Consider the following 23,075-nt stretch of genomic DNA (forward strand, 5'->3'; position numbering starts at 1 on the left):
AACGAGATTGCTAAAAAATATGGCTTTATATAAACTCTTGCTCCCAAAAATGGGAGAAAGTGTATCCGAGGCAACAATCACAAAATGGTTAAAACAACCTGGTGACCTGATTGATGAAGATGACACTTTATTGGAAATCGCAACGGACAAAGTTGATTCAGAGGTACCTTCCCCTGTAAAAGGTGTTTTAAAAGAGCATTGCTATACCGTAGACCAGACTGTCCAAGTTGGTGAAGTCGTTGCAATTATAGAAATTGAAGGCGAAAATGAAGAACCTGCGATTCAAGCGCAAGAAAATACAACTCCTTCAGCGACAATTCCCGAAGAGATCATAGCATTGAATATCCCTGGTGTAGACCAGCTGCCAAATGTAGCAGCTGAAATTTCGTCTTCTCCCTACGAAAATACCCTTCGTTTCTATTCACCTTTAGTAAAGAATATCGCACGCCACGAAGGATTGTCGCAAGATGAACTTGACCGTATCCAGGGTACTGGAGCAGAGGGAAGAGTGACTAAGGAAGATATTTTAACTTATGTAACACACCGAGATTCATCCTCAGCACCTACAAAGTCTATTCCGGTAGAGCACACGAACACGGCTACGGAATCTCCGAAAATAACCTCCACAGCTCCATCGCATGTTCATACTGTTGCCAATGGCAGTGATGAAATCATTGAAATGGACCGCATGCGAAGGTTGATTGCAGACCATATGGTCAAAAGTGTACAAACCTCTCCCCATGTATGTTCTTTTGTTGAGGCAGATGTAACCAATTTAGTTTTGTGGCGCAATAAAGTTAAAGATGCCTATAAAAAACGCGAAGGAGAAAACATTACGTTCACCCCTTTGTTTATCGAGGCTATTAGCAAGGCGCTCAAAGATTTTCCATTGGTCAATATCTCGATCGACGGTTACAATATCATCAAGAAGAAAAACATCAATATTGGTATGGCGGCAGCATTGCCTAATGGCAATCTCATCGTTCCTGTTATCAAAAATGCAGATCAATTAAGCTTAGTAGGCTTGAGTAAAAGTGTCAACGACCTCGCACAACGGTCACGGACAAATAAATTAAAGCCTGACGACACACAAGATGGCACATTTACATTCACCAATATCGGCGCTTTTGGCAATATTATGGGAACTCCTATCATTAACCAACCGCAAGCTGCAATCTTGGCTGTAGGTACAATTACGAAAAAACCAGCAGTCATAGAAACAGAGTATGGTGATATGATTGGTATTAGACATATGATGTATCTTTCACTTTCTTACGACCACCGTGCAATCGATGGTGCCCTCGGAGGTACCTTCTTAAAACGTGTGGCGGACTACCTGGAAAATTGGGATAGCAATAGAGTGATCTAACAATCAAAATCGATAAATAATAAAAATGCCCCAAATAAGTGTCTAACTTTTTGGGGCATTTTTATAACCGAGCCTTTTTTATTATTTAAAATATATTTTTTGTTACTTAAACATACTTTGTTCGAATTGTATTTTCTTCTTCTTGATCACCAATTGAAACCGCAGATAAAGTAAAAGCGAAGAGGTTAACAAGCCTAATGTCAGCCCATACCAAATCCCCTTGATACCCCAGTTAAATACCACTCCCATGAGGTAGCCACTTGGTAGCCCTATAATCCAGTAAGCAATAAATGTGATAATGGTTGGAATATTCACGTCACCCATCCCACGTAACACCCCCAGACCGACAACTTGCGTACCATCAAACAATTGGAAAAGTCCCGCAATAATCAACAGCTGAGAAGCAATAATCACCACGGCATGATCTGAGGTAAAGATATAAGGTAAATAATTATTCAACAACGCGAACAAAGACGCTGTAATCACCATAAAGATCAACACCAATTGATACGAAGTGATGGCAAATCGTTCGAGGCGAAAAAGGTTTCTATTACCATAACTATTCCCCACCTTGATTGTTGCAGCAGCAGCAATACCACTCGCCATCATATACGTCATCGCGGCCAGCTGGATGGCTACTTGATGAGAAGCTTGCGCTGTAGCACTTATCGTACCGGCCAATAGGGAAGCCCCCGCAAAAGCCCCAATTTCAAATACATATTGCATAGCCACGGGTGCCCCGATCCGTATTATCTTAAGTAATCTTTGCCGATCTATCAATGTCACCTTAAAGTATTGAATATATCCTTTAAATTTCTGCGATCGCAATACATAAGTCATCATCACAGACATCATTAACACACGGTCGATCAATGTACTGTATCCGACACCCTTGACCCCCATAGGACTAATGCCAAACATCCCTTTGACAAAGATGATCGCCAAAATAATGTTCAGTACATTCCCCCAAATAGTTACATTCATGGCTTGCTTTGTAAACCCCAAGCCTTCGGCAAATTGCTTAAATGTGCTAAATACCATCAACGGAAGCATCGATAAACTCAGAATAAGTAAATAAGGCTTTGCCTCCTTCACCACAGCCGGATCTTGGTTGAGGTGATCGATAGCTAACATCGAACCAAAGTAAACTAAAGCGAACAACAAGAGTCCTGCGATAATATTTAACCAAAAGCTATTGGACAACAATATGGCACATTCTTTTTTATTATCACGGCCATTCTCCTGCGCAATCAACGGCGTGATACCATAAGCAATTCCCAACCCGATGACCATAACAACCATAAAAACAGCATGTACCAACGAAACTGCGGCCAATGGAATGGTTCCTGCAAAATGTCCAACAATCACACTATCTGCGGTATGCACCAGTGTATGTCCCAATTGTGAGATCACCACGGGCCCCGCCAATACCATCGTACTTTTGTAATACGGTTTAAATGTTTTAAAATTTCCCAACATAATCGATTTCCCTAAAAAAATAGCCACAAAAATACGAAGATATTGCTACCCTATCGTCATATTAAAAAATATTTAGCAAAAATATAACAATTTACACCCATCAAATAACCGCACTTTGTTAAGTAATTTTTATGTTTCAAATACCTTAAAATTATCTTAAATTTACTTTTGGGTCTAAGAACTATAGAAATATAAATGTACCTTAGCATCTAGTTAGTAATCAAAAGAAGAGGAAAAAGAGTATGTACAATCCAGTAATAGCATTTCTAAACATCGGAACACAAGAGATGATCTTAATTGTGTTTGCAATCTTGTTACTTTTTGGAGGCAAAAAACTTCCTGAATTGGCGAGAGGTTTGGGAAGAGGAATACGTGAGTTCAAAGATGCATCAGAAGGTATCAAACGTGAAATTTCAGATCAAATCAATAATTTCGAGAAAGACATAGACGTTAAAACAGAAGTAAAAGAAGAAGCTGTTCCTAATGATGTGCGTTTAGCTGAAGAGAAGGCTCAAGCAGCACACGAAGAAGAGGCTAAGCCGCAGGAAACCGTAGAAGGTTCAGAAACAGAGCAGCCCAAGAAAAAATATGAATTCACAACACCTGCCGGTGTCGTTGAACATAATCCACATAAACAACCCGATTACGGCGAAGAGCCATCTCACATCACGTACGGGTATAACGATCATTTTGCTGAAACTAAAAACAACGAGGTAGAAGATAAAAAAGTTCCTGAGCAGGACAATACCAATAAACCTGCTTAATTTTACTACTTTAGTTTATAATTAGATATACTTAGAGCTGTTGAATGGTGATTCAACAGCTCTACTTTTTAAGATTAAACCGACAATGAGCTTATCAACACACGAAATTACTATTGCTAACGAGCTTTCTATTAGCGAAAAACAGGTTCGCACGACTATAGCACTATTAGACGAAGGCGCTACCGTTCCGTTTATCTCACGCTACCGCAAGGAAATGACTGGTAGTTTGGACGAAGTTCAAATCACCAATATCAGAGATCGTTTCCAGCAGCTGCGCGATTTAGATAAACGTAAAGAAGCTGTTCTTAAATCTATCAACGATCAGGGGAAATTGACACCGGAGCTTGAGCAGCAGCTTTTAAGTGCCGAAACCATGGCCAGTCTTGAAGATATCTATCTGCCTTACAAACCTAAGCGTAAAACTCGCGCCAGTGTGGCACGTGAAAAAGGTCTGCAACCTTTAGCGGATCTTATTTTAGCGCAAGAAACAGGCGATTTCCTCGCTCTTGCCGACAGTCTAATAGATGAAGAAAAAGGCGTAAAAAATACAGAGGAGGCACTAGCAGGTGCCCGCGATATCATTGCAGAGGTCATTGCCGAAGATGCGACAGTGAGAGCCAAGTCGAGAGCAATATTCCTCGAAAAAAGCGCATTTGTTTCAAAAGTAGTTCCTGGAAAAGAAGAAGCCGCCCTAAAATATAAAGATTATTACGAATGGTCTGAATCTTTGAAGGATGCACCTTCCCATCGTGTGCTGGCCATGCGCCGTGGGGAAAAAGAAGAGTTGCTCTACTTAGATATAGCGATCAATGAAGAAGAAATTCTACCCCGTATCGAATCCATCTATGTTAAGGGTGCCAACGATGCCGCAGCTCAGGTAAAACTCGCCTTGGTCGATAGCTACAAGCGTCTGTTAAAACCTTCCATGGAGACGGAAATTCGTGTATTGACACGTCAAAAAGCCGATGAAGAAGCCATCAAAGTTTTTGCCGACAATGTTCGCCAATTACTTCTAGCCGCTCCACTAGGGCAGAAAAGGCTACTTGCGATCGACCCAGGATTTCGTACAGGCTGTAAAACGGTTGTTCTGGATGAACAAGGACAGCTCAAAGAAAATACGGCTATCTTTCCGCATACGGGTGCCAATGGACTAGCAGAAGCAAAAAAAACAATTCAGTATTTAGTCTCGAAATACGATATCCAAGCCATCGCAATCGGCAATGGAACCGCTGGTCGCGAAACGGAAGAATTTGTACGGAAACTCGGATTAAATAACGTTACTATCGTTATGGTCAATGAAAGTGGAGCCTCTATTTATTCGGCTTCCGAAACTGCACGTGAAGAATTTCCAGATCAAGATATTACGGTACGTGGTGCAGTATCTATTGGTAGACGATTAATGGATCCCTTGGCTGAGCTGGTTAAGATTGATCCAAAATCGATCGGTGTCGGACAGTATCAGCATGATGTTGATCAAAATAAACTCCAGACCTCATTGGATGATACTGTCATTAGTTGCGTAAATGCTGTCGGTGTTGAACTGAATACTGCCTCCAAACAAATTTTAGCCTATGTATCTGGATTAGGTCCTTCCCTAGCACAACAGATTATAAAATATAGAAATGAAAACGGTCCTTTCGCCTCCAGACGCGAGCTAAAGAAAGTTCCTCGCCTTGGTGATAAAGCTTTTGAACAAGCAGCGGGATTCCTTCGCATTCGCCATGCGGTAAATCCATTGGATTCCTCTGCAGTACACCCCGAGCGTTATACATTGGTGGAACAAATGGCCAAAGACTTGGGAAAAAAAGTGGAGGACCTATTGACAGATGCTGACTTAAGGAAATCTATTCCCTTAAAAAATTACATTTCGGAGGAAGTTGGATTACCGACATTGAATGATATTCTTCATGAATTAGCAAAACCCGGATTAGATCCAAGGGAAAAATTCGAAGCATTCTCATTCACGGATGGGGTCAACAGTATTGGCGACTTACGGGTTGGCATGAAACTGCCGGGAATCGTGACCAATATTACGAATTTCGGAGCCTTTGTTGATATTGGCGTACATCAAGACGGTTTGGTACACCTAAGCCAATTATCTAATCGCTATATATCAGATCCGCATGAAGTCGTCAAAGTACAGCAACACGTCATGGTAACGGTAACTGAAGTAGACGAAAAACGTAGCCGCATCGCATTGTCAATGAAAACAGATGAGAAGCCTGCGCTACCCAAAAACAAAAAAAATGATTTTAAAAAGCAGGCCGAACCACAAACGGATATGGCCAGCAAGCTCGCTGCATTGGCGAGTAAGTTCAAATAGATACATTTAACTCCGAATCAAAAAAGCTGACCGTTCGCTGAACTGCCAAGAAAAGTGTCTAACTTTTTAGAGGCAAGGCATCGCTTGGTCAGCTTTTTTTGAGTCGATTAAATCCAATGTTCGTCGTTCGTGTCGCTGTTTTATTTTGTATCTTTCCTCTATAAATTAACTATAATACAGTCCCCTTGCGCATTGGGTTTTGCGATTTTCCTCTTCGAGTTTGGTCAGCCGTAAGGCTGGCATTAACTCATGCTTGTGTACTTATAGCCTTTTCAGGCATTTGCATTGGCCAATTTAAAAACGGGGTCTTTTAGCCACCATAAAGATACCCGGCCTTTACGCAAAAAATTGTTATGGTTTAAGTTTCGCTATGCGTTCCATTTCTTTTTGGTGATACCGTATCCTGGCATCTAGTTTGGCTGGTTCGTAGATCACCTGTAGTGCCGGATTATAAGGGGTTAAGTCTTTTAGGATATTCCATACAACAACGGATATTTTTCGTGCGATAGCGATCAGGGCCTTTTTCGAGGATTTTCTTATACTTAGACGGTTGAATTTGTCTTTAAAATAGGAGCCTTTACAGCGGCTTGCCGCCCAGGCAACCTGTACCAGTATTGGCTTGAGATATCTGTTTCCTTTAGTGATCGCTGTACTTTTATATTTCCCTGCGCTTTCATCATTCTTTGGTCGTAATCCGACCCATCCGCTCAGTTTACCGCTGTTTTCAAAAACTTTCATGTCTGCGCCGGTCTCGGCGATGATCACAGCGGAACTGATACGGCTAACGCCGGGAATCGTCTTTAGCAAGGCACTCTGCCGTGGAAAATCACGCAGGCAGATCGCTTCAATCTTTTCTATATACTCAGCAGACTGCTTGATCAACAGGTCGTATTCAACTTTTGCCATCTGCAGGTTGAAGCGGTGGTGCTCCTTCATGCAGCCGGTTAGTGCTGCTGCCAGCTTTCCGTTTTCTTTGTTCTTCTTACTGGCATAGACCAGTTTGCTTAAACGTACGGCATCACGCTCCCCGGCTATCAGGGCATCAATGACACTCAGCATACTTTTCCCTCCGATATCGGTCACAAGACTACCCAAACGGATTCCGGCCTGTACGAGGATATTGTCCATTTTGGTAAGCATACGGACTATCCGCTGCTGCAACTTGCTATAGGAACGGGTGTAGCTCCTGAGTTCCTGTATTCGCTCACCGGGCACAAAACTCCCGCGAAGCATATCTTTGTGAAGTAGCTGGGCAATCCACTGTGCATCCTTTACATCGCTTTTGCGGCCGGGCAGCTGTTTGATTAAAAAGGGATTCACCAGCATCAGATCAAAGCCCATTTCAGAGAGAATATTCCAGACCGGGATCCAGTAAATACTGGTACTCTCCATCGCTACTCGGAGAACACCCGCAGCCTTCAAGTAGGCTCCCAACTGTCGAATGCCCGTACTGAAGGTTTCGAAAACCTCCACATCCGAATAATGCTTCCCATTAAATACCGCACAAAAAATACTATCTTTATGCACGTCAAGTCCTGCTGTTTTCATATAACTTTTTTTTTCAACATAAAGATAAGCAGCGGGACTTGCTTTGATTGCGATAGCTCTCGCCAATTTTTATCCGCTTGTGTGTAATCGGAAAATTAAATGTAAATTTAGAGGAAACAAATTTAGACCCGTTATGAAAAATTGTACCCTCCTATTCTTTCTATTTTTTGGAATCTATTTTTCTAAAATCCAGGCACAACAACTTCACGACGGAGCCTATCTATATCAGGATGGCATCAATAAACACTTAATGCTCGTTAAAGATCATTATATCTCGTTTATAAGTTACGATGACGTCAGAAAACGTTTTCAACATACCTGGGGTGGCGCACTTGATAAACAACCTAATCTGATCAATGTCGTCATCGAGTATAACTCACAGGATTCGTCTGCCATTGGCAAAACAACCCAATTGCCTTATCGGAGTGAAGCAGACTCCCTTCGCCTAAAAATAGCCAATAGCTACCATCTCTATATTAAGCAGAAAAAAGTTCCGCAGGACCTCGACGCACTTTGGCGTATCACCGGTCGCCAACAAGAAGGCAGAATGCATGGTATTCCAAAAGCAGATCGTAAAACAATCAAAATATTGGTTGATGGATATTTTCAATGGATAGCGATTAATCCTGCTCAAAAAGGCTTCTATGGTACAGGCGGAGGCAACTATCAGTACAATAACAATCGGTATACTGAAAAAATACAGTTCTTTTCGAGAGACAATAATAGAGTTGGGCAGGAACTGGCCTTTGATGGTGAAATCGTAGAGGACAAATGGCAGCATAAAGGAAAAAGTTCGAAAGGAGATGATATTTATGAAATCTGGAGCAAAGAAATAACAGAATAAAAATATGACAATAGAAGAATTTCAATCTCTTGAAGCTCCGCTTCAGCATTGGACAGCGGTACAAAAGTCACTTTGGTATGATCTAAAAGGAAATTGGAAAACCGCGCATGACCTGATCGATCAATTGGGCGGAACCGACGCAGCACATGTTCATGCTTATTTACACCGCAAAGAAGGCGATCAATGGAATGCAGAATATTGGTATCGGCGTGCCAAACAAAATGTATACAAAGGTAATTTAGATGATGAGTGGAAAGACCTCTTCAAATGTTACGTTCCATAACTACAATTACCCTATTTTCGGACAGCCGCTGTTTTCTTTTATATACACAAAAGGACAATTTGAGTGTTAAAGTAGTCAAAAATAGTATAGAAAATTAACTCAGTACTTTTTTAGGCTGTTGAATATCTTTAAAAACATAAAAATATTACCAAATAAGATATAACATCCGCCAAATCCGAAGATAATACGTAACAAAAATAACACAAAGAAAAATATTATAAAACTAACAAATAGAATGGCACAGATATTGAACATAGTTTGTTATACTTGAGAAAGTATACTTTTCATAAATTTAGGTTAATAATTGGTTAGGTTAAACACTTGAAGTTCCCCACTTCAAGTGTTTTTTTTTAGAAAAAATTCAATCGAGTAACATCAAATCCACTTCCCCCATCTTTTTTTAATTAGGATACTTTCCTTCACTAAAAGGTATATTAAAAATTTAAAACAATACATTGTATTACTATGTATTTTGTTATATATTTACTTCTATGAACAAAGAATTTATTGACAAATGGGTTTCACAGCTAAAAAAAGGAAGTCTTTCTTTTGTTGTATTAGGTATTCTTGCCTATGATCAGGAATACTATGGCTACGATCTTATCCAGGAGGTCAAGAAGAAAACGGCCATTGATATTGCTGAAGGAACTTTATACCCCTTATTGATCCGTTTAAAAAACGAAGGCCTGGTCGAATCGAACTGGGTGCCTCAGGCTACTGGGATTCCAAGAAAATATTACAAAATAACAAAGGAAGGCCAAAGTACCTTCTTAGAGATGAGAACCTACTGGACAAGCTTAAACCAACATTTAACCACTTTGACGCATGCATTATAACCAGATACCCTTTACAAATAGATCCTCAGCTCAGCTATATCAAGACTACATGTCAACAGCATCGGCTCTTGTGAAAAAATTAGCCTTGGAGCAAAGACAGGATATATTATGTGAAATCAATAGCCACATATTTGAGGCATTGCAACAGCAGCTTCCTCCGCAATTAATCCAGAATGCCCTGCCCAGTCAGCTCCAAGATATCTTGGATAAACTTGGATTACCGGAAATTTTTATCCGGGAAATGATTTCGACAACGTACGTTGCCCCGTCAATAGAACCTTCTCGTAAATCGGCATCCCTTTTGCAGGCACCTATTATACTCACACAAGGGATAGCAAACATCATTTATTATACCATCTATACCCTTATGCTTATCGCCGTCTTTCTAGTCGTGGCCAAATTTATTGATCCTCAGGGAGTCGGATTTTTCTATGCACCCAACAAGTTTTTCATATTCGGCAAACTTATTTTACAGCACGAAGAAGCCCTACGTTACGAACAATTGGGCAATTATTTCATTCCGGCCTTTCTATTTATCATCAGTGGACTTTACTATTCCTCTACGTTAATTTTGAAACTCAAAAAATCTATTCACCATAAATTATGAAAAGAACCACAGTCTTATTGCTCCTCTTAGCAACGCTAACGGGCCCCACTCTCAAAGCCCAGGAATTCAATCCTGTTCGCATGGACAGCCTGATGTCTCTCATGGATAAAAATAATGTCTGGATGGGCAGTATTGCGATCAGCAAAGGCGATCAACTACTCTATCAAAAGGCAATTGGGTATGCAGACCTGGCACAGAAAAAGAAAGCGACCATAGATACACGGTATGGGATTGGCTCGATCTCCAAAACTTTCACCGCAACACTTGTTTTAAAAACGATAGAACTCGGAAAACTCCAGTTAAACCAGACATTAGCAACATACTTTAAGAGCATTCCAAACGCCGAAAAGATTACCGTTCGTCAATTGTTAAATCATAGCAGCGGAGTTCATAGCGTCACGGACGACAAAGATTATTTGACATGGAACACTAAACCCCAAACTGAGCAGGAACTTGTTGAACGCATGGTCAAAGGCGGAGCTGAATTTACCCCCGGAAGCAAACATGAATACAGTAATTCAAACTATATTCTACTTACTTATATCCTGGAAAAAGTATGGAAAAAAGACTATGCTGCTCTATTGAAAGAATATATATGTCTACCATTAAAGTTGGAACAGACCACATTTGGCCGTCCACAAAATAACAGCAGGGATGTTAGCGAATCCTATCGTTACACGCAAGAATGGAGCCTTGAACCACACACGGACAATTCTGTTCCGCTTGGTGCCGGAGCAGTTTGGTCAACTCCAGCAGATCTGGACAAATTTTTCAATGGTTTATTTAGCCATAAAATAATCAATGCTGCAAGCCTGGAAGAGATGAAAAAAATAGATCAGGGTTATGGACTGGGCTTATTCCAATTGCCATTCTATGAACATATAGGGTTTGGCCACACAGGTGGTATAGATGGATACTCCTCCGTAGCTGGTCATTTTGATGACGGCAATTATAACGTCGCACTTATTAGTAATGCCAACAATTATAATAATAATGAAATTCTAAAATTCAGCCTTGGCGAGCTTTATAAAAAACCTTTTCCACTTCCTGATCTTACGGAAATACAATTGACAGAGGAAGAAATTTCAAGTCTCGTCGGCGAATACAAAAGCGAGCAACCTCCTATTCAGATAAATATTACGAGAGAGGGCAACAAGGTGTTTGGACAGGTCGTTGGTCAACCTTCATTTCAACTGAAACCCAAGGATAGAAACACGCTGGTCCAACCACAATTTGGTGTAAAAATAGTTTTCGAACGTAGTGAAAATAAAATGACACTCTATCAAAATGGACATACTCTTGTTTTGAAGAAATAAGGAGACACTGAGGTTAAATACTAAAGCGAAGATCCATGGCCTTTATTCGGCACTAACTTACATTTTTCCTTCGGTAGTGATATCGACATCCTCACTGAGGACCGATGCCCCGTCATCACGCAGTATCGCTAAAAGAGCAGCGGTTTAGTTCAACCGCTGCTCTTTCAACTACGGTGTTTTACAATTTTTCCAAATAGAAATCATCACCATACACCGTACCGCTCAATGGTTTATAGAAATAGACCGTAGCAGTGGTATTATTGGTTCCAGTTGTAAAAGTAACCGAATTATTGGAGTAGCTGGTTGTACCTATAGTTGCATCGACAGCAGTTCCCCCATAATTTTTGACACCGATACTGACCGACTGGCCAGCTGCAGACACTTTGGCGTAGCCACCGAACCGATAGGTGGTATTCGGCGTTAGACCGGTCAGGTATTGTTCAATGGATGTCTCTCCGCCTGTTTCGCGGATGCATTTGGTTCCTGTCCGGGCATCGGTAGAAACAACCGATGAACCACCGCCCCATGTTGTCCATGGATAGATGACACCATTTTCGAAATCGCCATTACTAAATAAAGGCAGTTTATACACACGTACATAATCTACCTGCATATTAAAGGGCAAGTCAGCATTTGTGATCGCCCCTGGCCATCCAGCTCCACCGGCCTGATTTAGAATCAGATAAAAAGGGACGTCAAATGGCCACTGCTGCGTTCCCCCACCGGAAACTCTTGCGTAGGTATACTGCAATACATTGTTGACGTAAAATCGAATGTCGTTTGGACTCCAGATCATTGTATATAGGTTGTAATCTGTCGTATTATAGGTGGCAGATTTCGATGCTGTGCTCCCACCATTTGCATTGGTAACTGAACCATTGTGGATCGTATGGTACATTACATTTTCGTTGTTGACATGCTCCATAATGTCAATTTCACCACAGCCAGGCCAGCCGCCATACGCTGTAGCAGGTTCGGGCATCATCCAAATAGCAGGCCATGAACCTCTTCCTTGCGTAAATTTGGCCCTCACTTCAACTTTTCCATAAGTCATACTAAATTTCCCCATCGACTTAACTCCTCCTGCATGATAGGCAACAGGATCTCCGGCCACAACAGCATTATCCATACGCAATACGAGATTGCTCCCATCTTGGGATGCATAAGCTGGCAAGGAGGTCATATACTTATTCCATGCGACAGTGCCCCTATCAGCATAAGACCATTTTGTGGAATCAAATCCCCCACTACTATTAAACTCATCCGACCAGATCAATTCGTAATCTGTTGTCGCTACGGTAGTCGCATTTAATAGCTTAGTCGAGGCCTTCGCCTTACTTACTTCCGGAATCGGAGTTTTTGTTGTTGTCGAGTCTTTCTTGCAGGCAAAAATAGACAGGCTGGTTGCGATTAGGCTCAACACCAGCCAAAATTTGGTTTTTCTCATTTAGTTTTGGATTATTGGTTTTATTTAAGTTTATATCGTTATTTAACAGCTTGTGGAGCAAGCCGGATAATAATCGAAGATTCATTTTTTTCTTTCATTCCTTCCTGTTTTAACCAAAAGGAAGAAATGAAAGAAAATGCGGATTATTTCGATAATACGATGTGCCCGATCATTTAAAATTTACGGGCAAAAAGACAATTTTGCTGTAATTTTCTTTTTCAAATAAAACGCCGAGATTATTTTTATTTAAAAGTACTAAATCGGAATAAGCAGCATAATCCCCTTTCACACCCTCCGGCGCTTTGGCCACAACCTGATTAAAATACCATGTTTTGCCCTGATCTTTACTTAATCGAACGGTTAGATTGTCTCTTCTATTGGTTGATGCAGCATTACACACAGCCAATATATATTTTCCTTTCTTTTGCCAGGAAAGCACTGAACCCTGGTTGACCGGATCGGGCAGATTTTCATCATAATAGGTTGTATCCCAATTGACACCACCATCACCGGAATAGGATACAATCCTCGATTTTATATTACCTTGTTGATTACGGGAATTCATATACAGCCCTGTGTTAGAGATCTGCGCGGCCATTGTTTCATTTGATCCCTCAAATTTCACACTTGATCCTATCTTGAATGTCTTTCCATGATCGTCCGAGTAATACGAATGCGCAAAATAGTCCTTGCCATTTTCTTTCGGGTTTCCTTCAGAATGGTTAGCCGGAATATAAATACGTCCTTTATATTTGCCCGAATCAAATTGTAAAGCATGTCCGGGCGTATTTGCGTAAGTCCGCCAGTCTTCCTTAAAAATATATTGTGCATTTACGGATGGTTGATTGGGACGATGCGTCTCAAGCGTTATGTTTTCTGGATTAGACCACGTCTTACCACCGTCGGTCGAACTAATTGACCAACATTCTCGCAAACCATTTCCTTTGCGGACTTCTCCCTCATGATTATTACCCGTATTATAAAAAAGAAACAGGCGTCCTTTCGGATATGCCGGATCCAATAGATCCACTACCGGAGCTGGATTTCCGACCTGCAAATTATCATTGTCAACAGCAACTTGCAATGGGCCCCATGTTTTTCCATTATCCTGACTGATTTTATAAACAATATCTACATTACCAAAATCGCCGGCATGATCCACCCTACCTTCTGCAAAAGCAATTAACTGTCCGCTTTTATCCTTTACAATAGCAGGTATGCGGTAGCTTTTATAGCCATCTTCTCCTGAAACAAATACATTCACTTCCTGAGCGTGACAAATTCCTGCCAACAGTGCAAATACCAACATTGTCCCTAATTTCTTCATATCTATATAAGTTTTATTGTTACTTCTATTTAAAAAATTCATCTGTGTTAATACAATGCGATCGGTTATTTATTACTCCCTTTCAATCGGTAGGCAGGTAAACATCCATTTTAGTGGATTTTGCCAATCTTTCCCATTTAATTTTCCCACAGGAAGTTTCACCACAACTGTATTCCAGCCTTTCTCCAGCAGAACAATGCTTGGACTTCGGTAGCTGTAACCTTCATCAACCAATGGGAGCTCCAAATTTCCTTTTTGGCCAGCATGTTGCCAATTCGGCGGAAGCACTTCACGTCCGTTTACCCAAATCTTGCTCATTCTATCGTCCCAGGTCCCCAAATTTGGTGAATCACTGGCATATGAACGGGAGAGGTCGTTAAAACCGATCCAAAAACTTTGGTTTCCCCCTTTTTCACTCCATACTTTGCTCACAGCATATACGGTGTTATTTTCAAGCGGCCGATCAATAGCCCCTTTTACCACATCAGCCCACCAATGGCGTAATACGATAGTTCCACCATAAAACTCACCGATCTTTTTTAAAGCGGTAAATTTTCCTGTCGCTTCATTTTTTAAGACCATGCTCAGATCACCTTTATTTTCCACAGGCCCATACAACATCCATTTTTGTCCACTTTGTGCGTAATACGGAAAAATAAGATCTTTAAAATATAATCTTTTATGTTGGAGCAAACGCTTTTCAAATTCAACAAATTGCGTTAATCCCTTTACATCCGTTTTGATATTACTACGCCATTCAAAATCTCCTCCTCCTCGCCAAATTCGTTCCGCAAAAGTCAGCAAAGCCGGGTAAACTGCATTCTGATGGAATACATCACGCTCATGATGGACTGCACGATCGGGCCAGGAACATAACGTCGCACCCATTAACTTTTCATTTTCTGACGATTGACCGCCCAATGCCCTATAGAACAAGGTCGGCACCGTTTCCAAAGGATCCATATGATTGATATACAAATGCTTTGAGTCAATCACTTCAAAAGGACAGTTATTGGTAATAGCCTGTGGCCCACCCATCCAAAGCTGGCGGATTGTGTGTTCCTGCAAATTACCACCAGGCTCCCAGCCGATGGTTTTTAGACCTAAGTCCTCCGTCCATTTTGTCATCATCGGCAAAAATGCTTGGTTGTGAATTTTCACCTCATCTCCCCCAATATGCAGATAAGGTAGCCCGGGATAGGTGGACGCAAATTCCTTCAGCAGTTCTTTGATGATCGCTATGCCGCTATCGCTCTGCATATCGGTTTTAAAATTACGGCGAAATGCTGCGGAATGCCCTGGCATATCAATTTCGGGTACGAGCTGAATATGACGATCACGACAATACCGGATGAGCTGCTGCATATCGTCGACTGTATAATACTTTCCCTTCCAACGCTCCATATTTGCCGAGTCGGTCAAACCGGGATATTTTTTACTTATCAGTCGCCATGCAATATCCTCGGTGAAATGAAAGTGAAAAATATTCAGCTTATACCGCGCCATCATATCGATCTGCTCCTTCAACACCTGCATAGACTGAAAATTTCTTCCCACGTCTACCAAGTAGCCACGCCAACGAAAAGATGGATAATCTGTAATGACGCAATACGGCAACTTACCATCGCTGCCTCCCAGTTGACGCAAAGTTTGCAGGGCATAGAAAACCCCTTTACCCGCTCGGGCTTCAATGTTTACTCCCCTTTTATTTATAACGATCCGATAGCCTTCCAAAGAAGACGAGGGAAGTTTCATTTCTTTATTGCAACTAATCGTTATAGCTATATTTTCTTTGCTATCGAAGTCTATCCGCCTTACATCCCAATCGCTTAGCAGTGCTGTCAAAGTCTGTCTATCTGTAGTTGACACTTCTCCTTTGGTGCGTACACACACAATATGTTTGACCTGGTAATACCCGGTTTTCCAGGTAACAGACTGCGGCATGGGAAGCAAAGGTCTGATTTTTTCGGACATACCATATAGCGGAGAGATCATCATGACAATTATCATCAGCCTTTGGAGGAACTTAGTTGTCGCTACAGTTTGTCGCATCATGTTATCCCTTAATCGTGTTAAATTCCTGTAGTATTTGCATACAATACCACTCTTGACGAGGGAGATGGAAAGGTCCTTTAAATAAATTACCTTTTGCCGTTTGCGCAATCTTCCCATCACGATGCAGATACCCATACCACTCACCATTGATTTTATCATGAAAATGATCATAGGCATACTGATTGATCTGCTGATGCCAACTTTTATATTTCTCATTTCCCGTCATTAGGTAAGCGAGTAATGTTGCTATAATCGTTTCATTCTGCGGCCACCAAAACTTCATATCTTGCCAATATTCTTGTACCGGCTTTCCATAGACATCTCGAAAATATAGTATACCACCATATTCTGTATCCCAGCCGCGCTCCCACATATAATCGAGCATACGACAACCAAGATCAATCAGATGCGGATCGTTCGCCCGATATTTCGCTTCATGCAAGATAAACCAAGCTCCTTCGATGGCATGTCCGGGATTGAGTGTGCGCCCGTCAATATGATCAACAATTTCACCTTCAGGACCAACTTGTTCCATCACACAACGTATGTCATCTTTTACAAAATCACGTTCAATCTGCGCGATAAAATCACTGATAACGAAATCACAGCGTGGATCTCCAATTGTTTCGCGAATTTGCTGTGCGGTATTGATCATAATCATCGGCACACCGATCCCTTTCATTGGCCTGGTCTGTTCGTACTTTGGTTCCACCAATCTTTCTCCCTGTGCATAAGCCAGACAAATTCCAAACAGCTCACGTGCTTCCACAGCAATACCGGCATCTCCCGTCGCTTTTGCATAGGCTGCAAAGGCGATTGCCGCAAAAGTCTCCGAAAAGAAATAACGACGCATACGAATTGGGTTACCGATGCGGTCTACATGAAAATACATTTTGCCGTTTGCATCAAAACAATGTTTCTTCAAAAATTCATAGCCTATCCGGGCCCCTTCCAGCCATTCCTCTTTTTGCTCAACTGTATTGTAAAGTGTGGCCAGCAACCAGCATGCTCTTCCCTGTATCCACACGGCTTTATCTGTATCAATCAAAGCCCCATCATGATCACGCATAAATAGGTAGCCGCCACATTCATGGTCAATCGATCGTGGAAACCAAAATGGTACAGTGTCTTTTAAAAGCTGATCACGATAAAAAGCTTCCAACTCCTTCAAGTAATCAGTGTCTATTATATTTGCGGTATCTTTTATACTTGTCTGTTTCATCTGTTCTAGTTTTTGTGTCAATTTATTTCTATTTATTTGATCGTCTTATGTTTAGTTGATCGTCAAATCAAAAGTGGACACTGGCGTTCCAATTTCATTTTGAAGATTTGCTCGGCTAAAAGGTTCATATCCATACAGTATTTTGGTGATTTGGAAATTCGGCTTAACGATTTCGACGACATTGCCCAATAGGATATTTGCATTTACATCAGAAACTTTCCCCTTATTGTCCATTACCTGAAAACCTTTCACAGCCACATTCCCCGGGGTTATTAATTTTATACAATGATCAAATGTCAATAACAGCTTATCATCGCGAAGCGCATACCTGACCAGATCAGGATGATCTGCATTCAATTCAACACCATATATATGTTTACGCACTAAATTTGCCAACCGTCGGCCTACCACAATCTTTTCACGGGGATGTACATCCAAAGAATCACCGACATCGATCGTTACGGCCATGTATGTACCAGCAATGGCTTTCTCCAATAAGCGTTGTGAGTTTCTAAAATCACCCCATGAAGGCCTATCTATACTTGTGAGCTGAACAAAGAAAAAAGGTAGATCTTGGTGAAAACTCTTCCGCCAGGAAGAAACCAATGTTTTAAAAAGACGTTCGTGAAGTTCTATATTATGCGCATTGCTCTCACCTTGATACCACAGTATACCTTTCAATCCTGTGTTCAACCATTTGCTGACACCCGCTTCAAAATTGTAAGCTGGTTGATACGGATGGCGTTGATTTTTCACCTTTGAAACTGCTAGATTTTGACTGGCGCGCTCACGACAGAACTCCTGCAGGAAATCTGATTTTTGCCAGTTGTGAATATAAGAGGCAAGAAGATCGTCGCTTTCCAATGATTTTCGATCAATCCATGATTCGGTATTAGACCCACCTACCGATAGATCAATAATGCCAATAGGAATATGCTGTTCGTTGGCGATCTGCTGGGCAAATGAATAAGCAACAGCTGAGAATTGCGCGGCCTCCGCCCCGGTAGCCTGCCGCCAGGCACCGCTGAAAAAGGACAAATCGTTTACTTTCCTTAAGGTCGCGGTATCCCATGCAACAGCATTGGTCTCCGCAAGGTTGCGGCATTTAAAAAGGCGCACATTCTTTAAGTGCGGTGCATCGTTGATCAGCTCTTCGCCCTTTATGGCTCCACGAAGTTGAAAAGCCATATTTGATTGCCCCGAAGCAAGGTATACATCGCCAAAAAGAATATTTTTCAACACTATTTTCTGCTTGCCCGAACGCACTGTTATTTCATAAGGTCCTCCGGCTTCCATTTTAGGCAACTTTATTGCCCAGGAGCCTTCGGGATTGACTTGGGTCTTATAGTTTTTCTTATTAAATGCAACAGTGATCTCATCGGCGGCAGTACCCTTACCATAGATGCTATTTTCCCAATTACGCTGGAGCACCATATCCGAACCGATGGTTTCGGACACTTGCAAATCTTGGAGAACAGGGATCAATACATGCATGACCTGTTCAGCAATCAATGCAGCTCCTTGCTTATTCGGATGCAAGTAATCGTCAAAAAGATCAATCCGATACCGCAGTGGGCTGTTCAGATCGATCAGTCCCACTTGGTTATTTTTTGCTATCTGCGGTATAAGCGCCTGAATTTGATCGTACCAATCGCGTGTCCCGGATAAGAAGCGCGGATGACCACTAAAAATAGGAGTCAATCGACAGATGTAAATTTGTACTTTGGGATTAACGGATCGTATGGAGTCAATCAGAGTCGCGTAGTCTGATGCAAAGGAGTTCTTATAATTTGGCCAGTTTCTCGGATCAGTATCATTGAGTCCCAGGTGTATAATGGCAACATCAGGTTTATAATCCAAGGCTTTCCTGTATTCTTCCGTTTTATAATAAGGTCTATGCCCCTTACGTAAAAGTGTAGCCCCTGAATGGCCAAAATTCCTCACTTCAAACCGCTGGCCCAGCAACGCTTGAAGCTGGCTCGGATAAGAATCCTGAGCAGGATTGCCGAGCCCATAACCAAAGGTTACGGAATTACCTATACAAGCTACTTTTGTACGGGGTTGTCCCACTGAAATGGAGATAGAGACAATCAAACCTAAAAGTAGGCCTACTTTTTTTGAAATATAGGTAAGCAGCGTGCTGATTAAAGATTTCATTTTCATCATCTATTCATTCAGGATATAAAAGCGATTACTTCTCCGTTGTTTTAGGTTTGAGAAACAGGAGTTGCAAGAGTAACGCCAATAGTACGGCGCCCCCCAATAATGCAAAGCCTAAACCAAAATGACCTTCATCTTTAAATTTCCCTAACCATTGCGTGATAACGGCTCCAGCAAACACGCCCACCATATTCATAAAACCATAAGCGGTTGCGCGCAATTTTTTAGGAACAACCTGACATAGGATAGGCATATTGTTGGCATCGAATATGCCAAAGCCAATTCCAAAACAGACTGCAGCTCCGACCACCGCGGGTAAAGTCTGACCTAATCCTAAAAACAATAAAGCTGGTATGGTCAGTCCAAGCCCAATTGCACTGGTATAGATGCGGCCACGGATATTTTTTTGTACCCATTTGTCACTCAGTATTCCGCCGACAATAACCCCAATAAAGGATGAGATCGCGATTGTAATGGTAGACAATGGACCAGCTTTGGCCATTGGAATATTCAGGCTATCGGCAAACAATGTTGGCAACCAATTTTTGATGGCCCAGCCAGGTAAGCTTGGAGCCGCAAAATAAAATAACAGAATCCAAAACGCCACATTGGAAAATAGCAGCAGTAAACTTTTGGGAAGAGACAATCGCCCTTCCGAAGCAGGCTCCTCAAGGGATGGCTCATGTTTTTTTTCCACAAGCATGACTGCTAGCAGGAGCGCATAACATATTCCGATAATTCCAAACCAATGAAAAGCGGTATGCCATCCTTTTGAAGCGGCCAATGTGGCGCCAAAACCGCCCAAGGCCTGACCTGTATATAGCCCTGTCATATGTAGCCCAATGGCTAACGATCGATTTTTTCCGGTATGGTAATCGGCGATCAGCGAAAGAGCTGTTGGGATATACAATGCTTCACTAAATCCCATAATTGCCCGTAAAGCCAATAGCGTTGCGTAATCGTGTGCCATCCCCATGCCATACGTTACGGCCGACCAAACAAAAAGGCTGCCTACGATCAGCCATTTTCTATTGCTGCGATCGGCAACGATACCGGCTATAGGACTCATGATACCATAGATGTAAAGAAAAACGGCCATCAATACACCAAAAGTCTCGGCACGCTGCAGCTGTGGAATATCGACCTGCATGGCTTCACGCATAGTTGATAGCATCTGTCGATCCATATAATTCAGCAGGGCTACCCCCCAAAGGAGGGCTACAACGAGCCATGGGTAAAAAGGTTTATATCGCAAAGAAGATATCATTTCAAGTTTTATCAGGTTTATATTGAGTTTTTTATATCTTATTTTTTCAATCCTATTTATTAGAAAATGTGGCTACTAAAATCTCAGGAGTACGAACGCCCGCCTTAACTTCGCCACTGGGCAAAATGATCATGTCGTCCCAGACAACAGCTGTCGTGGTTACAGGTCCATTCGACGGCAGATCCCCCATCCGCTTCCATTCATCCGATTTCAGATCATAACGCCATACTGCTCTGCCGAAACCGGGATGATTGACTTGCAATTTATTCTTGGCATCAATAAGTTTCTGTCGCTGCGATGGATTTGTTTCCTTTTTAGCATCAAAGATTAGCGCTTCCACCTGATGGAAGGTATTGCCCCGATCCGCACTCAGCAACCATATTCCTTGGTCGGGCAATAAACAAGCTGTTCCTGCCGCAGCAGGAAAAGGAATGTCCGCCCGTTTGGACCAAGTACTACCATCATCGGCTGAGCACCACAGTTCATGATATAACGTTGAAGGGCTCTCTGGATGAGCCTTTCTTCCACCAAGTAGATACAGGTCATTTTGACTATCAGACAACAATTGCAAATGGGAGACTGCATAGGGTAATTTTCCAACACAAACCCATCCTTTTTCAAGATGCGCTAGATCCAATTTCAACACTTGATCCGATACAGCATCAGGCATTTCACCACCGGCAATGAAAAGTTTATTTCCATGAACTACCGCTCCCATATTAGCCAACGGAAATGGGAGATTCGGAAAGTCTGACACCGTAATTTTCTTGGTAGAGCCATCATATTTAATCAGTCTACAAACGGCTGTTTTTCCATCAGGAGTCTCTCCACCGATAACCAGCAATCCATCAGGTAGACTCAGGCTGGCTGCATAAGCAACCGCCATAGGAAGACTATCCTGGGCTATTAAACTCAGTCGTCCCTCTTTTTTTCCGTAAATAAAAACATCTTTTTGGATCTCTTTCGCCCCACCTTTCCAAGGTGGTAAATGTGGAAAATTCGCTCCGCCGGCAACCAGGAAACAATTGCCTGTGACACCAGCTATTGGTCCTGCCATACCAATATGCGCCTTTCCATCTTGCATAGCTGGCAACGTAATGCCTTTATGCCATTCCAATCGACCAACCTGTGCATGAACAGCACCTGTAAACAGTATTCCCACGATAACTCCCATCCAATATTGTTTTGTCATATCTATTTATTCTCGAACCTACAGTCTACCTTGTAATCTCCCTCTCAATGTAAGCACACATGATACTCATCTCGAGAGGGAGATCTATTTTACTGTGCACAAAACTTCTGAAAATTAAGGTTGTTCACATCACTCTTAAAGAGTTCAAATTGCTCTGCCGACATATTTTTCACGGGCAGTCTAAATGTTCCGCAGTCAAGGCCAATCAATTTCATATACGATTTTCCTACTGAAATACCACCATACTTCCCTAACAATGTGATCATATCGATAGATTGCTGCTGCAAAGCATTAGCTTTTTCAAGATCTCCCCGATCATAAGCCTCAATAAGCTCAAGATATAAAGGTGCAGCGTAGTTATAGGTACTGCCGACAGCTCCTTTGTTACCCAATACCAAAGCGGACAGCATATTCTCATCTCTTCCCCATAACATATCATACTTGCGATCTGCATAATTCAAGCAGCTTAGAAAATCCATAAAATCTTCGTGCGTATATTTGATTCCCTTAAAATTGGGTATTATGCCATCAATCTGCTTCAGCAGGTCGATCATCTGGAAATTTCCACCAGTCAATACCGGGATATGATAATAATAGAAAGCCGTATTCGGGGCTGCACTAGCAATTTCGACACAACATTTTGCCAATTGATCCACATTGGCAGGTTTGAAATAAGATGGTGAAGTAAATGACACGACATCTACCCCTGCATGCTCGGCCAGCCTAGCCAATTGTTGGCATTCTTTGATATTCGTCCCGCCCAAAAGCATCATGAGTGTAAATGCATTATCCTCTTTTGTTAATCTGGCCCAAGCTGTCATCACCGCAACTTTTTCCTCAAAAGTCAACGACACCCCTTCTCCGGTAGAGCCACAAATAAAGGCACCCGTTACCCGGTTGCGCTTTAACATCGCATAATATTGCGGAATCAGCTCAAGATTCAATTCTCCGTTTTCATCGAAAGGAGTAAATGGTGCTGCAATTAATCCTGAGATTTTTTGATTTAGCATGATATGTGTATTTAATATTATATTAT

At 41.8% G+C, this 23,075-nt stretch carries 18 protein-coding genes; 8 read left to right on the forward strand and 10 right to left on the reverse strand.

Annotated elements, in window-relative coordinates:
• The first annotated feature begins 19 nt into the window (after window positions 1-19).
• Window positions 20-1,369, forward strand: coding sequence for a dihydrolipoamide acetyltransferase family protein (locus A9970_RS14790; RefSeq protein WP_182982835.1), 1,350 nt, complete (start codon window positions 20-22; stop codon window positions 1,367-1,369).
• Window positions 1,370-1,471: 102 nt separating this feature from the next.
• Here A9970_RS14790 and A9970_RS14795 read toward each other — a convergent pair whose 3' ends face one another.
• Entirely contained in the window at window positions 1,472-2,848 is a 1,377-nt protein-coding gene (locus tag A9970_RS14795) for an MATE family efflux transporter (protein ID WP_182982836.1), read from the reverse strand.
• A gap of 242 nt (window positions 2,849-3,090) precedes the next feature.
• Between A9970_RS14795 and A9970_RS28930 the strand changes: the two genes are divergently transcribed.
• Both A9970_RS28930 and A9970_RS14805 read left to right on the forward strand, forming a co-directional pair.
• Window positions 3,091-3,612, forward strand: coding sequence for a twin-arginine translocase TatA/TatE family subunit (locus A9970_RS28930; protein ID WP_083663500.1), 522 nt, complete (start codon window positions 3,091-3,093; stop codon window positions 3,610-3,612).
• An 85-nt stretch (window positions 3,613-3,697) separates the two neighbouring features.
• Window positions 3,698-5,935, forward strand: coding sequence for a Tex family protein (locus A9970_RS14805; protein WP_182982837.1), 2,238 nt, complete (start codon window positions 3,698-3,700; stop codon window positions 5,933-5,935).
• A gap of 351 nt (window positions 5,936-6,286) precedes the next feature.
• Here A9970_RS14805 and A9970_RS14810 read toward each other — a convergent pair whose 3' ends face one another.
• Complete coding sequence (locus tag A9970_RS14810; protein ID WP_123865850.1) at window positions 6,287-7,483, reverse strand: IS110 family transposase; 1,197 nt, start codon at window positions 7,481-7,483, stop codon at window positions 6,287-6,289.
• A gap of 133 nt (window positions 7,484-7,616) precedes the next feature.
• Between A9970_RS14810 and A9970_RS14815 the strand changes: the two genes are divergently transcribed.
• From A9970_RS14815 to A9970_RS14835, 5 genes are all read left to right on the forward strand, one after another.
• The gene (locus tag A9970_RS14815; RefSeq protein ID WP_182982838.1) at window positions 7,617-8,327 is read left to right on the forward strand and encodes a hypothetical protein; all 711 of its coding nucleotides are present in this window, start codon (window positions 7,617-7,619) and stop codon (window positions 8,325-8,327) included.
• 4 nt (window positions 8,328-8,331) lie between these two features.
• Window positions 8,332-8,610 carry a hypothetical protein gene (locus tag A9970_RS14820; RefSeq protein ID WP_182982839.1) on the forward strand — a complete coding sequence of 93 codons (279 nt, stop codon included), beginning with the start codon at window positions 8,332-8,334 and terminating at the stop codon, window positions 8,608-8,610.
• 491 nt (window positions 8,611-9,101) lie between these two features.
• Window positions 9,102-9,446, forward strand: a complete 345-nt coding sequence (locus A9970_RS14825; protein ID WP_182982840.1) for a PadR family transcriptional regulator — start codon at window positions 9,102-9,104, stop codon at window positions 9,444-9,446.
• 49 nt (window positions 9,447-9,495) lie between these two features.
• On the forward strand, window positions 9,496-10,053 hold the full coding sequence (locus tag A9970_RS14830; protein WP_182982841.1) for a hypothetical protein: 558 nt from the start codon (window positions 9,496-9,498) through the stop codon (window positions 10,051-10,053).
• Window positions 10,050-11,369, forward strand: coding sequence for a serine hydrolase (locus A9970_RS14835; RefSeq protein WP_182982842.1), 1,320 nt, complete (start codon window positions 10,050-10,052; stop codon window positions 11,367-11,369). The genes A9970_RS14830 and A9970_RS14835 overlap by 4 nt, the downstream gene beginning before the upstream one ends.
• 178 nt (window positions 11,370-11,547) lie before the next feature.
• Here the strand turns inward: A9970_RS14835 and A9970_RS14840 are convergent, their stop codons facing one another.
• The 8 genes from A9970_RS14840 to A9970_RS14875 all read right to left on the reverse strand — a co-directional run bounded on the left by A9970_RS14840 (window position 11,548) and on the right by A9970_RS14875 (window position 23,049).
• Entirely contained in the window at window positions 11,548-12,816 is a 1,269-nt protein-coding gene (locus tag A9970_RS14840) for a family 16 glycosylhydrolase (RefSeq protein ID WP_182982843.1), read from the reverse strand.
• Between the two features lie 169 nt (window positions 12,817-12,985).
• Window positions 12,986-14,143, reverse strand: a complete 1,158-nt coding sequence (locus tag A9970_RS14845) for an exo-alpha-sialidase (RefSeq protein WP_182982844.1) — start codon at window positions 14,141-14,143, stop codon at window positions 12,986-12,988.
• A gap of 72 nt (window positions 14,144-14,215) precedes the next feature.
• Complete coding sequence (locus A9970_RS14850; protein WP_182982845.1) at window positions 14,216-16,198, reverse strand: family 20 glycosylhydrolase; 1,983 nt, start codon at window positions 16,196-16,198, stop codon at window positions 14,216-14,218.
• A gap of 1 nt (window position 16,199) precedes the next feature.
• Window positions 16,200-17,420 carry an AGE family epimerase/isomerase gene (locus tag A9970_RS14855; RefSeq protein ID WP_182982846.1) on the reverse strand — a complete coding sequence of 407 codons (1,221 nt, stop codon included), beginning with the start codon at window positions 17,418-17,420 and terminating at the stop codon, window positions 16,200-16,202.
• A gap of 51 nt (window positions 17,421-17,471) precedes the next feature.
• Window positions 17,472-19,577 (reverse strand): GDSL-type esterase/lipase family protein, encoded by a 2,106-nt coding sequence (locus A9970_RS14860; protein ID WP_182982847.1) that lies wholly within the window; start codon window positions 19,575-19,577, stop codon window positions 17,472-17,474.
• Window positions 19,578-19,611: 34 nt separating this feature from the next.
• Window positions 19,612-20,847: an MFS transporter gene (locus A9970_RS14865; RefSeq protein ID WP_182982848.1), complete on the reverse strand. Its 1,236-nt coding sequence runs from the start codon at window positions 20,845-20,847 to the stop codon at window positions 19,612-19,614.
• 52 nt (window positions 20,848-20,899) lie between these two features.
• Window positions 20,900-22,039: a hypothetical protein gene (locus A9970_RS14870; protein ID WP_182982849.1), complete on the reverse strand. Its 1,140-nt coding sequence runs from the start codon at window positions 22,037-22,039 to the stop codon at window positions 20,900-20,902.
• Window positions 22,040-22,128: 89 nt separating this feature from the next.
• The gene (locus A9970_RS14875; RefSeq protein WP_182982850.1) at window positions 22,129-23,049 is read right to left on the reverse strand and encodes a dihydrodipicolinate synthase family protein; all 921 of its coding nucleotides are present in this window, start codon (window positions 23,047-23,049) and stop codon (window positions 22,129-22,131) included.
• Window positions 23,050-23,075 lie beyond the last annotated feature (26 nt).

Origin of the sequence: Sphingobacterium sp. UME9 (assembly GCF_014170215.1) — a bacterium.
GTDB lineage: Bacteria > Bacteroidota > Bacteroidia > Sphingobacteriales > Sphingobacteriaceae > Sphingobacterium > Sphingobacterium paramultivorum.

Bases quoted from the DNA above. Each gene is read 5' to 3' on its own strand.
- A9970_RS14845 (WP_182982844.1), bottom strand. From the start codon at position 14,143: ATGAAGAAATTAGGGACAATGTTGGTATTTGCACTGTTGGCAGGAATT.
- A9970_RS14815 (WP_182982838.1), top strand. From the start codon at position 7,617: ATGAAAAATTGTACCCTCCTATTCTTTCTATTTTTTGGAATCTATTTT.
- A9970_RS14860 (WP_182982847.1), bottom strand. From the start codon at position 19,577: ATGAAATCTTTAATCAGCACGCTGCTTACCTATATTTCAAAAAAAGTA.
- A9970_RS14790 (WP_182982835.1), top strand. From the start codon at position 20: ATGGCTTTATATAAACTCTTGCTCCCAAAAATGGGAGAAAGTGTATCC.
- A9970_RS14825 (WP_182982840.1), top strand. From the start codon at position 9,102: ATGAACAAAGAATTTATTGACAAATGGGTTTCACAGCTAAAAAAAGGA.
- A9970_RS14850 (WP_182982845.1), bottom strand. From the start codon at position 16,198: ATGATGCGACAAACTGTAGCGACAACTAAGTTCCTCCAAAGGCTGATG.
- A9970_RS14795 (WP_182982836.1), bottom strand. From the start codon at position 2,848: ATGTTGGGAAATTTTAAAACATTTAAACCGTATTACAAAAGTACGATG.
- A9970_RS14820 (WP_182982839.1), top strand. From the start codon at position 8,332: ATGACAATAGAAGAATTTCAATCTCTTGAAGCTCCGCTTCAGCATTGG.
- A9970_RS14870 (WP_182982849.1), bottom strand. From the start codon at position 22,039: ATGACAAAACAATATTGGATGGGAGTTATCGTGGGAATACTGTTTACA.
- A9970_RS14840 (WP_182982843.1), bottom strand. From the start codon at position 12,816: ATGAGAAAAACCAAATTTTGGCTGGTGTTGAGCCTAATCGCAACCAGC.
- A9970_RS14865 (WP_182982848.1), bottom strand. From the start codon at position 20,847: ATGATATCTTCTTTGCGATATAAACCTTTTTACCCATGGCTCGTTGTA.
- A9970_RS14875 (WP_182982850.1), bottom strand. From the start codon at position 23,049: ATGCTAAATCAAAAAATCTCAGGATTAATTGCAGCACCATTTACTCCT.
- A9970_RS14805 (WP_182982837.1), top strand. From the start codon at position 3,698: ATGAGCTTATCAACACACGAAATTACTATTGCTAACGAGCTTTCTATT.
- A9970_RS28930 (WP_083663500.1), top strand. From the start codon at position 3,091: ATGTACAATCCAGTAATAGCATTTCTAAACATCGGAACACAAGAGATG.
- A9970_RS14830 (WP_182982841.1), top strand. From the start codon at position 9,496: ATGTCAACAGCATCGGCTCTTGTGAAAAAATTAGCCTTGGAGCAAAGA.
- A9970_RS14855 (WP_182982846.1), bottom strand. From the start codon at position 17,420: ATGAAACAGACAAGTATAAAAGATACCGCAAATATAATAGACACTGAT.
- A9970_RS14810 (WP_123865850.1), bottom strand. From the start codon at position 7,483: ATGAAAACAGCAGGACTTGACGTGCATAAAGATAGTATTTTTTGTGCG.
- A9970_RS14835 (WP_182982842.1), top strand. From the start codon at position 10,050: ATGAAAAGAACCACAGTCTTATTGCTCCTCTTAGCAACGCTAACGGGC.